Here is a 15,164-nt window from a genome sequence, read left to right as displayed (position 1 = left end):
GGCGGCCATCGGCGCAGCGCTGAGGAGTATCACCGTAACAGATTAGCCGCGAATGGAAAAACGGACCGCGTCGGCGGCCCGTTCAGTCCGTTGACAAAGGAGGAAAAAACGCGGTTTTTCCTCCTTTGTGGTTATCAGCCGAAACTCAATAAATTGATTTTCCCTGTTTGTTATCCGCTGCTTTCTGCAAACCGGGCAATGGCATGAGGTTTGTCATCAATCTCAACGGACCGCGTCGGCGGCCCGTTGAGGGAAGGCGATTACAGCAGACGGCGGGCGGCGTCCACCACGATCTGCACCGCTTTGCTTTCGGTGTTTTTCATGGTCTCGGCGTTCGGGATCTCTTGCTGGGTGCGGTTAACGATCACCCCGGCCACCATGCCGGCGCGCAGGCCCTGGCTGGCGCACATGGTCAGGAGCGTGGCGGATTCCATTTCATAGTTCATCACGCCCATCGCCTGCCATTCTTCCATCGAGCCTTTGAAACGGCTGACCACGCGGCCAGAGTAGGTATCGTAACGTTCCTGGCCCGGATAGAAGGTATCGGAAGAAGCCGTCACGCCAATGTGGGTGGTGGCGCCGCTGGCTTTGGCCGCTTCCACCAGCGCGGTGGTGCAGGCGAAGTCCGCGACCGCCGGGAACTCCATCGGCGCAAAGTGCAGGCTGGCGCCGTCGAGGCGTACCGCTGCCGTAGTCACCAGCACGTCGCCGACGTTGATGTTCGCCTGAATGGCGCCGGTGGTGCCGATGCGCAGGAAGGTGCGGATGCCCAGTTGCGCCAGCTCTTCCACCGCGATAGAGGTAGACGGGCCGCCGATGCCGGTGGAGCAGACGATCACCGCCTTGCCATCCAGCTCTGCGCGCCAGGTGGTGAATTCACGATGGGAGGCCAGATGCACCGGATTTTCCATCAGCTTGGCAATTTTCTCTACGCGCTGCGGATCGCCCGGCACGATGGCAAGCTGGGCCCCTTGTAAATCGTTCTTGGTGAGGCCGAGATGAAAAACATCAGACTGAGACATACGAGACTCCTCATGGATCATGTTTATTGGGAGGAACAAAAAAGCACTCTACTGAAAATCGCCGCTTAATTTCGTGACGATAGTCACTATGAAAAGAGAAACAAATTACATGCTACATATTTTTTGTGATTTTTATCACAAAAAAGCACTGCAAGGCATCCAGAACGTACCGCTAAACCTCAGTCTAGCCGACAAACCTTGCCGCTCCCTGCCTGTTGGTTGCCGACTGAAACTATTTAGCTCATCAATTCGAAATACCCCCATCTTATCGGTTGCTTAGGGACAAAAAAGCCCTCTAACGCACCTTATGGCACTTACGCGGGCCAAAACGCGTAATAACATGATAAAAAGCGCTTAAAAATGCCGTAAAGCCAGATAATTAGCCGTTTTTTATCGACTTGTCCGAAAGTGCGCCACGCGGCGCCAATAATGGGTAATCTTTCCTATAGTTAATCTCAGCGCTTTTTTCTATTGCACGGAGACCGCAATGAAAACCGAACATGTGATGACATTAGAACAGGCTCAGGGAGGATTCGCCCCGGCCGCCGCGCCGGTAGCCGCCTCCGCGATTATCACCGATGAACAGGGCATTCACGCCGGGCAAACGACTATTCCTTCCCAGGGAGACGCGCTGCCGGCCTACGTCGCCAAACCCGCCGACCACAACGGCCCCTTCCCCATCGTGCTGGTGGTGCAGGAAATCTTCGGCGTCCATGAACATATTCAGGATCTGTGCCGCCGTCTGGCCAAACAGGGCTATCTGGCGATTGCTCCCGAGCTCTATTTCCGCCAGGGCGACGCCAACGACTACACCGATATCGGCGAGCTGTTCCAGCAGCTGGTGACCAAGGTGCCGGATCGTCAGGTGCTGTCGGATCTGGATCACGCCGCGCACTGGGCTATCCGCCACGGCGGCGACGCCGGCAAGCTGGCGATCACCGGTTTTTGCTGGGGCGGCCGAATTACCTGGCTGTACGCGGCGCACAACCCGCAGTTAAAAGCGGCCGTCGCCTGGTACGGCAAACTGGTGGGTGAAAAAACGCTGAATTCGCCGAAGCATCCGGTCGATATCGCCACGCACTTGTCAACGCCAGTGCTGGGGCTGTATGGCGGGCAGGACAGCGGCATTCCGCTGGATACGGTGGAAAACATGCGTCAGGCGATCCGCGCCGCCAACGCCGATGCCGAAATCGTGGTGTATCCTGGCGTCGGGCACGCATTCAACGCCGACTATCGCCCCAGCTACAACGCCGAAGCGGCGGAAGACGGCTGGCAGCGCATGCTGGCGTGGTTCGCCCAGCACGGCGTCAAGTAATCCCCCTCGCATAAAAAAGGGCGCCGAAGCGCCCAATCATCACACCAGTAAATCTATCTGCGGCGGTTTACCCGCCGCACGGCATCACGCGTGCTCGCGCAGGCGCTGCGCCGCCAATACCATGTTGGCCAGCGACTGCCGGGTTTCAGGCCAACCGCGAGTTTTCAGGCCGCAATCGGGGTTGACCCACAGGCGTTCCGCCGGGATGTTCTGCGCCGCTTTACGCAGCAGCGCTTCGATCCATTCCACGCTCGGCACGTTCGGCGAGTGGATATCGTAGACGCCCGGCCCGATTTCGTTCGGGTATTCGAACTCTTTGAAGGCTTCCAGCAGATCCATATCGGAACGCGAGGTCTCGATGGTGATCACGTCGGCGTCCAGCGCGGCGATGGAGTCCATGATGTCGTTGAACTCGCAGTAACACATGTGGGTGTGGATCTGGGTGTCATCCTGCGCCACGGCGGCGTTCAATTTGAAGGCATCCACCGCCCAGTTCAGGTAGGCGGCCCAGTCGGATTGTCGCAGCGGCAGCCCCTCGCGCAGCGCAGGTTCGTCGATCTGAATGATGCCGATGCCGGCTTTTTCCAAATCTTCCACCTCGTCGCGCAGCGCCAGCGCAATCTGCTTGGCGATCACTTCGCGGGTCACGTCTTCACGCGGGAACGACCAGCACAGGATGGTCACCGGCCCGGTCAACATGCCTTTCACCGGCTTGTCGGTCAACGACTGGGCGAATTTGGCCCATTCGACGGTAATGGCTTCCGGGCGGCTGACGTCACCGATGATCACCGGCGGCTTCACGCAGCGGGAACCGTAGCTCTGCACCCAACCATTCTGGGTAAACACGAAGCCGTCGAGGTTCTCACCGAAATATTCCACCATGTCGTTGCGCTCGGCTTCACCGTGCACCAGTACGTCCAGCCCGAGGCGCTCCTGCTCGACGATCGCCTGTTTGATGTGCTCACCGATGCTGGTGCGGTAGTTGCTGCCGTCCAAACGGCCCTGTTTGAAGTCCAGACGCAGGCCGCGGATTTCGGTGGTCTGTGGGAACGAACCGATGGTCGTCGTCGGCCAGGCCGGCAGCTTGAAACGCTCGTGCTGCGCCCTGGCGCGCTCGGCGTACGCGCTGCGGCGTTCGCAGTCCTGCGCGGTGATCGCGGCCAGACGGCGCTCAACCTGTGGGTTATGCACGCGGTTCGACTGGCGACGGGCGCGGATCGGCGCGCTGTAGGCGTCCAGCTCGGCCTGTTTCGTCGCGTCAGGCGCGTTCAGCGCCGAGCTCAACAGCGCCAGCTCGGCGCATTTTTGCAGGGCGAAGGCGAACCAGCTTTTCACTTCTTCGTCCAGACGGCTTTCCACGCTCAGATCGATCGGGCTGTGCAGCAGTGAACAGGAGGTGCCGATCCATAGCGGGCGCTGTCCCACCAGCGGCTGCAGACGTTCGAACCAGCGGCTCAGATCGGCGCGCCAAACGTTGCGGCCGTTGATCACGCCCAGCGACAGCAGCCAGTCTTGCGGCAATGCGGCGCTCAGCGCGGCGATATCGTCATGGCCGGCGACCAGATCGACGTGCAGCCCCTGCACCGGCAGCGTGCGAATGGTGTCGAGGTTGTGGCCGACGCTGTCGAAATACGTGGTCAACAGCAACTTAACCTGCCCCTGCAACGCGTCATACGCCGGTTTGAAGGCGTCCAGCCAGGCTTGCGGCAGCTCCAGCACCAGCGCAGGTTCGTCGATTTGCACCCACTCGACGCCGCGCTTCGCCAGCTCCGCCAGCACCTGCTGGTAAACCGGCAGGATCTCTTTCAGCAGCGACAGGCGGTCGAACGGCTCGCCCTTCACTTTACCCAACCACAGATAAGTCACTGGGCCAAGCAACACCGGCTTGATGTGATGCCCCAGCGCCAGCGCTTCGTCCACTTCGTCCAGCAGTTGGGTCCAGCCCAGCTTGAACTGCTGGCCTTGCTGGAATTCGGGCACCATGTAGTGGTAGTTGGTATTGAACCATTTGGTCATTTCCGCCGCGGCCGCCGGCTCGCCGGTCGGTGCGCGGCCACGGCCGATGCGGAACAGCGTGTCCAGATCAATAGAGCCATCCGCATTCTGATGGCGCGCCGGCACGTTGCCCAGCAGCAGGCTGGTGGTCAACACATGATCGTACCAGGCGAAATCGCCGACCGGCACCAAATCCACCCCGGCCTGCCGTTGCTGCTGCCAATGACGAGCGCGCAGCTCGCGGCCAACCGCCAACAGCTCTTCCTGCGTTGAGTTGCCGGCCCAGTAGCTTTCCTGAGCTTTTTTCAGCTCACGTCGTAGCCCAACGCGAGGAAAACCCAGTGTGTGATTCAAAATTGCCATCGTCATATTCCCCATTTAGCCGTCCAGATGTTTACACATCCATAATCAGCAGGTACTGTATTAACCACAAGCGCAATTTATTCACTGTCAATGTGAAGGACTCTCATGATCGAACTGAAACATTTACGGACGCTGCAGGCTCTGCGCAACAGCGGTTCGTTGGCGGGGGCGGCGGCCCAACTTCATCAGACGCAGTCTGCCCTGTCGCACCAGTTCAGCGATCTTGAACAACGTCTGGGCTTCAAGCTGTTCGTGCGCAAGAGCCAGCCCCTGCGCTTCACCGCCCAGGGCGAGATCCTGCTGCAGCTGGCGGAACAGGTGCTGCCGCAGATCCAGCAGGCGTTGCAGGCCTGCCACGAGCCGCATCAAACCACGCTGCGCATCGCCATCGAATGCCACAGCTGCATTCAGTGGCTGACGCCGGCGCTGGACAACTTCCGCCAGCGTTTCCCGCAGGTGATGATGGACTTCACTTCCGGCGTGACTTTCGATCCGCAGCCAGCCTTGCAACAGGGCGAACTGGATCTGGTGATGACGTCGGATATTCTGCCGCGCAGCGGCCTGCACTATTCGCCGATGTTCGATTTCGAGGTGCGTCTGGTGCTGGCGCCGGATCATCCGCTGGCCGGCAAGCCGCACATCGAGCCGGAAGACTTGAGCGATGAAACGCTGTTGATTTACCCGGTGCAGCGCCAGCGGTTGGATATCTGGCGGCATTTCCTGCAGCCGGCGGGCGTCAACCCGGCATTGAAGAACGTCGATAACACGCTACTGCTGATCCAGATGGTATCGGCGCGGATGGGGATTGCGGCGCTGCCGCATTGGGTGGTGGAGAGTTTCGAACGGCAGGGGCTGGTGGTGACCAAAACCCTGGGTGACGGCCTGTGGAGCCGCCTGTACGCCGCCGTGCGCGACGGCGAACAGCGCCAGGCGGTGACCGAAGCCTTTATCCGCTCGGCCCGCCAGCACGCCTGCGATCATCTGCCGTTCGTGCGCGACGCCGCACGCCCCGGCGCGACCGGCGCCAAAGCGTTGGCGGCCGGCGTGTAAACTGCCGGCCCTCGTTTAGCCGAGCTGTTTCGGCGCCACCCAGCGGCGGTGCACCCACAGCGAAGCGACGATCACCGCCCCACCGAGGATAAAGCTCGGCCAGTGCGGCTGCTGCTGCCAAATGGCCAGGTTGACCAACAAGCCGGCCGGCACATGCATGTTGTTCATGATGCCGAGCGTGCCGGCATCCACCTGCGTCGCGCCGTAGTTCCACATGAAATAGCCCAGCCCAGACGCTACCACGCCCAGCCAGATCAGCACGCCCCACTGCAGATTGGTGGTTGGCAGCTGCTGCGGGTTGCCCCACAGGAACCAGGCCACCACCGCCACTGCCGCCGCCCCCAGGTAGAACCAGGAAAAGGCGGTATGTTGCGGCAAGGGGTGCACTTCCATCAGGCGCTTATAGCCGACCATGCCGATGGCGAAGCTGATGTTCGCCGCCTGCACCAGCAACAGCCCCCACCAAAAATGTTCGCTCAGTTGGTGATAGCGAATGATCGCCGCGCCCAGCACCGCCAGCAGCGCGCTGAAGGCGTAGCCCCAGCGCAGGCGACGGCCGCTCAGCAAGTCGTAGATCAGCGTGATGTACAATGGCGTCAGCACGGTGAACAACAGGAACTCCGGCACCGTCAGATAGAGATAAGCGCGGAAGCTGATGAGGTACATGATGCCCAGCTGGAAGGCACCCACCAGCATATACAGCAGGATCACCTTGAGTTTGATGTTGCGCCAGCGCAGGAACGGCAGGAACACCAGCGCCGCCAGCCCGATGCGCATCAGCACCGAGAACCAGCTGTCGACATGGCCCGCCAAATATTCGCCGATCAGGCTGAAAGAGAACGCCCACAGAATGGTGGTGATAACCAAAAGCAGCACGATGGGTTCATCCTAACAATTCATAAACCGCGATTGTAACGGAAGATGGACGCATAAGGGGATGAAAGGCGGTTTACATCTGAACAAAATACAAACTACCAGCAAAATTTCACCGCTGAGTTAGGCTTAATAAAAAGGCGAGGTAACCATCATGAAAACTTCTCACATTCTGTTCGCTCTGCTGTTGCTGCCTGGGTTGGCGGCGGCGGCCAACGGCGTAACCGACCTGCGCTCACAGCAGCAGTTACTCAACCAAAACAGCCAGCAGGCGCAACAACAGCGCTTGTTGAACAACCGGCAGATGGATCAACGCCGCCTCCAGCAGCAGCGACAGTTCGACAATCAACGGCAACAGCTGTTGCAAACCGCGCCGAACGGCGGGCAACTGCTGCCTAACGGCAACCAGCCGCGCGATCCGTTCAATCGCACCGCGCCGGCGGTGCCGCAGGCGCCGATGCCGGCTACGCCCGCACGCCCATAACGGTGAGGATCAGCGGCGTGGTGATCGCCGCCAGCACGGTGGACATCACCAAGCTGGTGGCGGCCGGGCCGGTGAGCGTATTGAACTGGCGCGACATCAGGTAGACGTTCACCCCCACCGCCATTGAGCCCAACAGCACCACCACGCGGGTCTCCATCGGCGGCAGATCCATCATCCAGGCCAGCAGCCAAATCACCAACGGCTGCACCAGCAACTTCAGCACGCAGATGGCGCTGCTCAGCTGCCAGCCTTCGCTGATGCGATACTCCGCCAGGCCCATGCCGAGCACCACCAGCGACAGCGGTGCCGCCACCTGGCCGAGCATGCTGACCGGCCGATCGACGAAGGCCGGCAGCGGCAGGCCGGTCAGGCTGAACAGGGTGCCGGACAGGATGCCGACGATCAACGGGTTGGTCAGCACGCTGCGGGCGGTTTTGGCAAAGCCGCTCAGCGTCGGCGAGCCGTTGCGCGCCCATTCGATCGACACCGTCACCAGCGTCCACAGGATCAGGCCGTTGAACACCAGCACCAGCGCTACCGACGGGATCGCCGCCTGCCCCAGCATCACGCTGGCGATCGGTAAACCGAGCATCACGTTATTGGAGAAAATACCGCCCAGCGCAAACACCGAACCAGCGACCCCATCCAGCCGGAAGAGGTGCCGGGCGACCAGGCGGCCGAGCACGAACACCAGCAGGCAACTGCCGAAGAACGCGATCAGCAGCCGGGCGTCGACCGCCGGGCGCTGCGAGAAGTCGCACATCATGCGAAACAGCATGGCGGGCAAGGCGAGGGAAAACACGAAGCGCGTCAGGCCATCAGTGATACTGGAAGGCCATTTCCCCCAGCGAATCAGCCCATAACCCAACGCGATCAGGACGAACAGCGGTAAAGACAGCACGATCTGGTGCCACAGTGACAGGATAAAGCCAGGCATCGCATTCCTTCCGGTGGTGCGGCGGCAAGGCTTGTCGTCGCGGGATTCATCGGCGCCGGATTAAAAATCCGGGCCAATCAAATCTATCCGGTCGGTGCAAATGCAGTCAACGCCCCAGTCGAGCAGCAGACGCGCGCGATCCGGTTGGTTGACGGTATACACCAGAATGCGTAGACCGGCGTCTTTCAACGCTTTCACCCGCTCAGCGGTCAGCGCTTTGTGATCGATATGCAGCGAGACGCAATCCAGACGCTCCGTCAGCTCGCGCCAGTTGTCGTCCCAGGCCTCCAGCAGCAGGCCGCGCGGCAAGTCCGGCACGGTGCGTTGCGCCGCCGCCAGCGCTTCGACCGAGAAGGAGGAGAGCAGCGGGTCGGTCTGCCCTTGCCACAGCAACCGCGCCGCCAGCGCCACCACCCGCCCGGTTTCATCGTCGCTGCCGGTGGTCGGTTTGATCTCGATATTGGCCATCAGGCCGTGTTCCCGGCAGCGTTCCGCCACCTCCGACAGCAGCGGCAGCCGCTCGCCCTTGAAGGCCGAACTGTACCAGTTGCCGGCGTCCAGCTGCACCAGTTTGTCCCACGGCAGCTCGCCCGCCACGCCCCAACCGTTGCTGGTGCGATCCAGCGTGTCGTCGTGCAGCAGGAAAATTTGCCCGTCCTGCGCCAGCTTGGCGTCGAACTCGATCATCTTGTGGCCGTGGCGCGCGCCGACGTTGATCGCCGCCAGGGTGTTTTCCGGCGCCAGAGAACCGCCGCCGCGGTGGGCGACAATATGAGGGTAAGGCCAGGGTCTCGTCATCAATCCATCCGTAATCCGCTGTGGGTGTCAAAGAAGTGCAGCGCCTGAGCAGGCAGCTGCAAATATAGCGTACTGCCCGCCGTCGGCAAGGTTTCATGCGACAGCCGCGCGATCACCCCGTGCCCGCCCCACTGGCCGTGCGCCAGATTGTCGGCCCCCAGCAGTTCCAGCGTCTGCAGCTGCAGCGGCACGCCCTGGCCTTGCGCCACCAGCTGAATATGCTCCGGCCGAACGCCCAGCGTCAACGACCGCCCCGCCCACTGCGGCTTGGCCGCCGGCAACGGCAGCGCCATGCCGTCCGCCAGCAGCAGCTGGCCGCCGTCGGCACTGAGGGTGCCGGGCAGCAGGTTCATCGCCGGCGATCCGATAAAGCCGGCGACAAACAGCGAAGCCGGCCGTTGGTACACTTCACTCGGGGTGCCGATCTGCTCCGCCACGCCCTTGTTCATTACGATCACCCGCTGCGCCAGCGTCATCGCCTCCACCTGATCGTGGGTGACGTACAGGCTGGTGGTTTTCAGACGACGATGCAGCTGTTGCAGCTCCAGGCGCATCTGCACCCGCAGCTTGGCGTCCAGGTTGGACAGCGGCTCATCGAACAGGAATACCGCCGGTTCGCGCACGATAGCGCGCCCCATCGCCACGCGCTGGCGCTGGCCGCCGGAAAGTTCGCGCGGTTTGCGTTTGAGCAGCGGCTCCAGCTCCAGGATGCGCGCCGCCTCCTCCACCCGCTGGCGGATATGCTCCTTGCCGAAACCGCGGATCTTGAGGCCGTAGGCCATGTTGTCGTACACGCTCATGTGCGGATAGAGCGCGTAGTTCTGGAACACCATCGCGATGCCGCGATCCTTGGGCTCCAGATCGGTCACGCGCCGGGTATCGATATAGATATCGCCGCTGGTGGTGCGCTCCAGCCCGGCCACCATCCGCAGCAGCGTGGATTTGCCGCAGCCGGACGGGCCGACCATCACGATGAATTCACCGTCCGCCACGTCGAGGTCGATCTGTTTGATCACCGGCGTTTTACCGTCGTAAGACTTGGTGACCGCCTGTAGTTTTAATCCTGCCATCGTCGTTATTTCTCGCTATCAACCAGACCGCGCACAAACCAGCGCTGCATCAGAAGCACCACCGCCAGCGGTGGCAATAAAGTCAGAATCATCGCCGCCATCACCTGGTTCCACTGGGTCGGCGCGCCGGAAGTGGAGATCATGCTCTTGATGCCCGCCACCGCGGTGCCCATCGAAGCGTCGCTGGTGATCAGGATCGGCCACAGGTATTGGTTCCAGCCGTAGATAAAGGTGATGACGAACAGCGCCGCCAGATTGGTTTTCGACAGCGGCAACACGATGTCCCAAAAGAAACGCATCGGCCCGGCGCCGTCGATGCGCGCCGCCTCCAGCAGCTCATCCGGCAACGTCATGAAGAACTGGCGCAGCAGGAAGGTGGCGGTGGCCGAGGCCATCAGCGGCAGCGTCAGGCCGGTATAGCTGTCCAGCAGGTTGAGGTTGGAGATCACCTCCACCGTCGGGAAAATGCGCACTTCCACCGGCAGCATCAGGGTGAGGAAAATCAGCCAAAAAAACAGGCTGCGCAGCGGGAAACGGAAATACACGATGGCGTAAGCCGACAGCACTGACACCGCGATCTTGCCGCAGGTGATCGTCAGCGCCATGATCACGCTGTTGAGCAGCAGCAGCGAGAACGGCACCTTGAGGTTGCCCACGCCGCCCTGCCAGATATTGCGGATGTTCTCCCACAGGTGACCGCCGGGCACCAGCGTCATCGGCACCTGAAACACCTGTTTGTCGTCCAGCGTGGCGGCGACAAAGGCCACGTACAGCGGGAACAGCACCACCAGCACGCCGATAATCAGCATCACATGGCTGAAGACATCCAGCCCGCGTCGATTCTCAATCATTGGTAGCGCACCTTACGTTCAACGAAGCGGAACTGGATCACCGTCAGGCCGATCACCAGCAACATCAGGATCACCGACTGCGCGGCGGAACTGGAGAGATCCAACCCTGCGAAGCCTTCGCGGTAGATCTTGTAGATCAACGTGGTGGTGGACTGCACCGGCCCGCCGCCGGTGGCGGCGTCGATCACCGGGAAAGTATCGAAGAAGGCGTACACCAGATTGACCACCAGCAGGAAGAAGCTCACCGGCGCGATCAGCGGCAGCACCAGATGGAAGAAACGCCGCACCGGGCCGGCGCCGTCGATGGCCGCCGCTTCCACCAGCGAACGCGGGATCGACTGCAGCGCCGCGAGGAAAAACAGGAAGTTATAGCTTATCTGCTGCCATACCGAGGCCAGCACCACCAGGAACATCGCCTGGCCGCTGTTTTGCGCATGGTTCCAGTTATAGCCCAGACCATTGAGGAAATGGGTGATCAACCCCAGACCGGGGTTGAACAGAAAGATCCACAGCACCGCCGCCACCGCCGGCGCCACCGCGTAGGGCAGGATCATCAGCGTGCGATAGAGGCGGCTGCCGCGCAGCACGTAGTCCACCAGCGCAGCGAAGAACAGCGAAACCGCCAGCCCGATGCCGGCCACCAGGAAGCTGAAGATCAGCGTGGTGTAGAACGAGTCGAGGTAGTAAGGATCCTGGAACAGCTGTTTAAAGTTATCCAGCCCGACAAACTGGCTGGACAGGCCGAACGGATCGAGGCTCTGCACCGAATACCACAGCGCTTCGCCGGCGGGCCATAAAAAGAAGACGGCGGTAATCAGCAGCTGCGGCAGCACCAGCGCATAGGGCAACCAGCTGCAGCCGAAACCGGGACGGGAAGATGACATAGCAGTTAAACCATTAATCGGGTACGGAAGGATCGGCATGAAGACGCGAGCCCGGTCTACCGGGCCCGCGACGCGGGGTTACTTGGTCGAAGCTTCGAAGCGGCGCAGCAGCACGTCACCGCGCTGCACGGCGGCGTCCAACGCCTGCTGAGGCGTTTTCTTGCCGGTCCACACGCCTTCCAGCTCCTCATCCACCACGCTGCGGATCTGCGGCATGTTGCCCAGGCGCAGGCCCTTGGTGAACGGCAACGGCGGCTTGTTCAGCATCTGACGAGTGGCGACGTCGGCACCCGGGTTCTTGTCGTAGAAGCCCTGCTGCTTGGTCAGATCGTAAGCCGCGGTGGTGATCGGCAGATAGCCGGTCTTCTGGTGCCATTCGGCGGCGATTTCCGGCTGCGCCAGGTACTGCAGGAATTCGGCCACGCCCTTGTAGGTGGCGGCGTCTTTGCCGTTCATCACCCACAGGCTGGCCCCGCCGATGATGGCGTTTTGCGGCGCATTTTTCGCGTCGGCGTCGTACGGCATCATGCCGACGCCGTAGTTGAATTTGGCGTAGTGCTTGATGTCCGCCAGCGAACCGGATGAGGCGGTGGTGATGGCGCAGTCGCCGTTATAGAACTTCTCGGTGGATTCGTCTTTGCGGCCGAAATAGGTGAAGTCGCCCTTCTTGTTCATCGCTTCGAGCAGCGCAATATGTTTGACCTGCAGCGGTTGGTTGAACTCCAGCTTGGCGCTGGTGCCGCCAAAGCCGTTGTTTTCACTGGCGAACGGCACGCCGTGCCAGGCGCTGAAGTTCTCCAGTTGGATCCAGCCCTGCCAGCCGCTGGCGTAACCGCACTTCATGCCGGCTTCGCGCAGTTTGGCGGTATCCGCCGCCAGTTCCTGCCAGGTTTTCGGCGGTTGTTCCGGGTTCAGGCCGGCCTTTTTGAAGGCGTCTTTGTTGTAGTACAGCACCGGCGTGGAGCTGTTGAACGGCTGCGACAGCAGATGGCCGCTCTTGTTGTCGGTGTAATAGCCGGCCACCGTCGGCACGAACACCGACTCGTCGAAGTTGATGCCGGCCTCTTTAAACACTTCATAGACCGGTTTGATGGCTTTGCTGGCCATCATGGTGGCGGTGCCCACCTCGTAAACCTGCAGGATCGCCGGCGCCTTGCCGGAGCGGTAAGCGGCGATGCCCGCCGCCAGGCTCTGTTCGTAGTTGCCTTTATAAACCGGCACAATCTTGACGTCGCTGTGCGACTGGTTGAAGCGATCCGCCAGAGAGTCCACTTCTTTACCCAGTTCGCCTTCCATCGAATGCCAGAACGGGATTTCTGTCGCCGCCAGCGCCTGTGCGCTGACCGCCAGGGTCAATGCGACGCACAGCGTGGTTTTGCGAATAGCGTAGGTGAGCATGCCTAACTCCTGAAAAAGCTGGTGTAAAAGCGCGTGAGCGAAAAGAATCAGTTTTTTGTTCGGAAGCTAACATGCCATGCGCGGATGACAGAAAAATAACCGTTAGATGACAGCCACATGACGGCAAGGTGAAGTGAAGATGGCGGTTTGATGTCGGCGGCGGGCATGGGCTCCGCCGCCGCGAGGATTACAGCGAACGGCGCAGGCGCGCGACCGCTTCTTGCATCTGCTGCTCGGTGGCGGTGGCGAACGACAGGCGGAAGGTCGAACGATCCGGGTTGTCGGAGAAGAAGTATTCCCCCGGCACGAACACCACACCCTGCTGCAGCGTGGTGTTCAGCCATTCGGTGGCGTTGAACGGCTGGCGGAAACGCGCCCACAGGAACATGCCGCCCTTCGGTTTATCGAAGGTGATGTAGTCGCCCAGCTCCTGCTCCACCAAACCGGCCAGGATCTCGCCCTTGTGTTTATAGGCGGCGCGGATCTTGTCGATCTGCGCCGGCAGGCGATCCAGGCCAAGGTAGCATTCGACGATGCTCTGCGACAGGGCGCTGGCGTGCAGATCCGCCGCCTGTTTGATGATCGCCACTTTATGCAGCAGGAACGGCGGCAGGATCGCCCAGCCCAAACGCAGGCCCGGCGCCAGGATCTTGGAAAAGGTCGAGGTATAGATGATGTGGTCGGTGTTGCCCAGCACCTGCTGCGACACCTGATGCAGCGTCGGGTGGCGCTCTTCGGTGAAACGCAGCTCGCCGTACGGATCGTCTTCGATGATCAGGAAGTTATGTTCGGCGGCCAGCTTCACCAGCAGTTCGCGGCGCGCGGCGCTGAGGGTGATGCCGCTGGGGTTGCCGAAGTTCGGCACCACGTACACGCCCTTGATGCGCTGGGTTTTCAGCAGCTCGGCCAGCTCTTCCACCACCATGCCGTCGCTGTCGGACGAGACCGACATGATGTTGGCCTCCGCCAGTTCCAGCGTTTGCAGCGCCGCCAGGTAGGTCGGGCGCTCCACCACGAACACGTCGCCCGGGTTGACGATGGCGCGCATCACCAAATCCAGGGCCTGCTGAGAGCCGGCGGTGACCATCACCTCTTCTGCGCGCGCGGTGACGCCGCGCTCGGCGCACAGCGCGCAAATGCGCTCACGCAGCAGCGGGCTGCCCTCGGTCAGGCCATACTGGAATGCGCTTTTCGGCTGTTCGGTGATCGCCTGCTGGGTGGCGATGCTCAGTCCTTCGAAATCGAACAGCGCATCAGAGGGGATGCCGCCCGCCAGCGAAATGACGTGTTCCATCTTGCTGTGCTTAAGCAATTCACGGATGGCCGAACTTTTTACGTTAACGATGCGCTGCGCGAGTAACCCTTCTGTCTTCATTTCTTCTTCTCGTACCTGATTATTTTAATTCGTAGGGGGGCGGATTAACCGCCCAGATACGCCGACCTCACTGCTTCGTTGGCTAACAATGCAGCCCCCGTATCTTCCAACACCACGCGGCCGTTTTCCAGCACATAACCGCGGTCCGCCAATTTCAGCGCCTGATTGGCGTTTTGCTCCACCAGAAAGATGGTCATGCCCTCTTCCCGCAGCTGCTGAATGATGTCGAAAATCTGCTGGATGATGATGGGCGCCAGCCCAAGCGAAGGTTCGTCGAGCAGCAGCAGCTTCGGCTGGCTCATCAGCGCGCGGCCGATGGCCAACATCTGCTGTTCGCCGCCGGACATGGTGCCGGCACGCTGGCTTCGGCGCTCCAGCAGGCGCGGGAACAGCGTGAACACCCGTTCGATGCGCTGCTGATATTGGTGACGATCGGCGAAGAAGCCGCCCATCGCCAGATTTTCTTCCACCGTCATGCGCGAGAAGACGCGCCGCCCTTCCGGCACGATCGCCACCGCTTCGCGCATGATGCGCGAGGTTTGCCACTGGGTGATGTCCTGCCCCTGGAAGACGATGCTGCCTTCGCTGGCGCGCGGTTCGCCGCACAGGGTGCCGAGCAGCGTGGTTTTACCGGCGCCGTTGGCGCCGATTAACGTCACGATTTCGCCCTGACTAATCGTGAGACTGACCTGATGCAGCGCCTGGATTTTGCCGTAATGGGCGGATACCTGATTGAATGACAACATATT

Annotated in this window: 14 protein-coding genes; 3 read left to right on the top strand and 11 right to left on the bottom strand. The window is 61.1% G+C overall.

Annotation, left to right across the window (positions count from 1 at the left end; translation table 11 throughout):
• Window positions 1–260: 260 nt before the first annotated feature.
• Window positions 261–1,022: a uridine phosphorylase gene (gene udp, locus EDY99_RS22425; protein WP_004934432.1), complete on the bottom strand. Its 762-nt coding sequence runs from the start codon at window positions 1,020–1,022 to the stop codon at window positions 261–263.
• 487 nt (window positions 1,023–1,509) lie between these two features.
• Between udp and EDY99_RS22420 the strand changes: the two genes are divergently transcribed.
• Window positions 1,510–2,337, top strand: coding sequence for a dienelactone hydrolase family protein (locus EDY99_RS22420; protein WP_033644976.1), 828 nt, complete (start codon window positions 1,510–1,512; stop codon window positions 2,335–2,337).
• An 84-nt stretch (window positions 2,338–2,421) separates the two neighbouring features.
• On the opposite strand, the gene metE is transcribed toward EDY99_RS22420, so the two are convergent.
• Complete coding sequence (gene metE / locus EDY99_RS22415; protein ID WP_080376453.1) at window positions 2,422–4,710, bottom strand: 5-methyltetrahydropteroyltriglutamate--homocysteine S-methyltransferase; 2,289 nt, start codon at window positions 4,708–4,710, stop codon at window positions 2,422–2,424.
• Window positions 4,711–4,800: 90 nt separating this feature from the next.
• On the opposite strand from metE, the gene metR reads away from it, so the two are divergent.
• On the top strand, window positions 4,801–5,745 hold the full coding sequence (metR, locus tag EDY99_RS22410) for an HTH-type transcriptional regulator MetR (RefSeq protein WP_046688062.1): 945 nt from the start codon (window positions 4,801–4,803) through the stop codon (window positions 5,743–5,745).
• A 15-nt stretch (window positions 5,746–5,760) separates the two neighbouring features.
• On the opposite strand, the gene EDY99_RS22405 is transcribed toward metR, so the two are convergent.
• Complete coding sequence (locus tag EDY99_RS22405; RefSeq protein ID WP_033652651.1) at window positions 5,761–6,621, bottom strand: carboxylate/amino acid/amine transporter; 861 nt, start codon at window positions 6,619–6,621, stop codon at window positions 5,761–5,763.
• A gap of 151 nt (window positions 6,622–6,772) precedes the next feature.
• On the opposite strand from EDY99_RS22405, the gene EDY99_RS22400 reads away from it, so the two are divergent.
• Window positions 6,773–7,102 (top strand): hypothetical protein, encoded by a 330-nt coding sequence (locus EDY99_RS22400; RefSeq protein WP_033652650.1) that lies wholly within the window; start codon window positions 6,773–6,775, stop codon window positions 7,100–7,102.
• Here EDY99_RS22400 and EDY99_RS22395 read toward each other — a convergent pair.
• The 8 genes from EDY99_RS22395 to livF form a co-directional block, all read right to left on the bottom strand.
• On the bottom strand, window positions 7,083–8,039 hold the full coding sequence (locus EDY99_RS22395; protein ID WP_046688061.1) for an AEC family transporter: 957 nt from the start codon (window positions 8,037–8,039) through the stop codon (window positions 7,083–7,085). The two genes, EDY99_RS22400 and EDY99_RS22395, sit on opposite strands and share 20 nt — an antisense overlap.
• A 60-nt stretch (window positions 8,040–8,099) precedes the next feature.
• The gene (ugpQ, locus tag EDY99_RS22390; protein ID WP_047573114.1) at window positions 8,100–8,837 is read right to left on the bottom strand and encodes a glycerophosphodiester phosphodiesterase; all 738 of its coding nucleotides are present in this window, start codon (window positions 8,835–8,837) and stop codon (window positions 8,100–8,102) included.
• Entirely contained in the window at window positions 8,837–9,907 is a 1,071-nt protein-coding gene (locus EDY99_RS22385; RefSeq protein ID WP_046688059.1) for a sn-glycerol-3-phosphate import ATP-binding protein UgpC, read from the bottom strand. Before EDY99_RS22385 ends, ugpQ begins: the two co-directional genes overlap by 1 nt.
• A 5-nt stretch (window positions 9,908–9,912) precedes the next feature.
• Window positions 9,913–10,758, bottom strand: coding sequence for a sn-glycerol-3-phosphate ABC transporter permease UgpE (gene ugpE, locus EDY99_RS22380; RefSeq protein ID WP_123062074.1), 846 nt, complete (start codon window positions 10,756–10,758; stop codon window positions 9,913–9,915).
• Window positions 10,755–11,642, bottom strand: coding sequence for a sn-glycerol-3-phosphate ABC transporter permease UgpA (gene ugpA, locus EDY99_RS22375; protein ID WP_015376293.1), 888 nt, complete (start codon window positions 11,640–11,642; stop codon window positions 10,755–10,757). Before ugpA ends, ugpE begins: the two co-directional genes overlap by 4 nt.
• Before the next feature lie 78 nt (window positions 11,643–11,720).
• A complete protein-coding gene (gene ugpB / locus EDY99_RS22370; RefSeq protein WP_033644983.1) occupies window positions 11,721–13,040 on the bottom strand; it encodes a sn-glycerol-3-phosphate ABC transporter substrate-binding protein UgpB in 1,320 nt (439 codons plus the stop codon).
• 187 nt (window positions 13,041–13,227) lie between these two features.
• The gene (locus tag EDY99_RS22365; RefSeq protein ID WP_033652643.1) at window positions 13,228–14,415 is read right to left on the bottom strand and encodes a PLP-dependent aminotransferase family protein; all 1,188 of its coding nucleotides are present in this window, start codon (window positions 14,413–14,415) and stop codon (window positions 13,228–13,230) included.
• A 44-nt stretch (window positions 14,416–14,459) separates the two neighbouring features.
• Entirely contained in the window at window positions 14,460–15,161 is a 702-nt protein-coding gene (gene livF, locus EDY99_RS22360; RefSeq protein ID WP_015376292.1) for a high-affinity branched-chain amino acid ABC transporter ATP-binding protein LivF, read from the bottom strand.
• Window positions 15,162–15,164: the final 3 nt, after the last annotated feature.

Origin of the sequence: Serratia sp. LS-1, assembly GCF_003719595.1 — a bacterium.
GTDB classification, from domain to species: Bacteria; Pseudomonadota; Gammaproteobacteria; order Enterobacterales; family Enterobacteriaceae; genus Serratia; species Serratia ureilytica.
The sequence above is the reverse complement of the archived record's forward strand: the minus strand, read 5'-3'. Positions and strand labels throughout refer to the sequence as shown.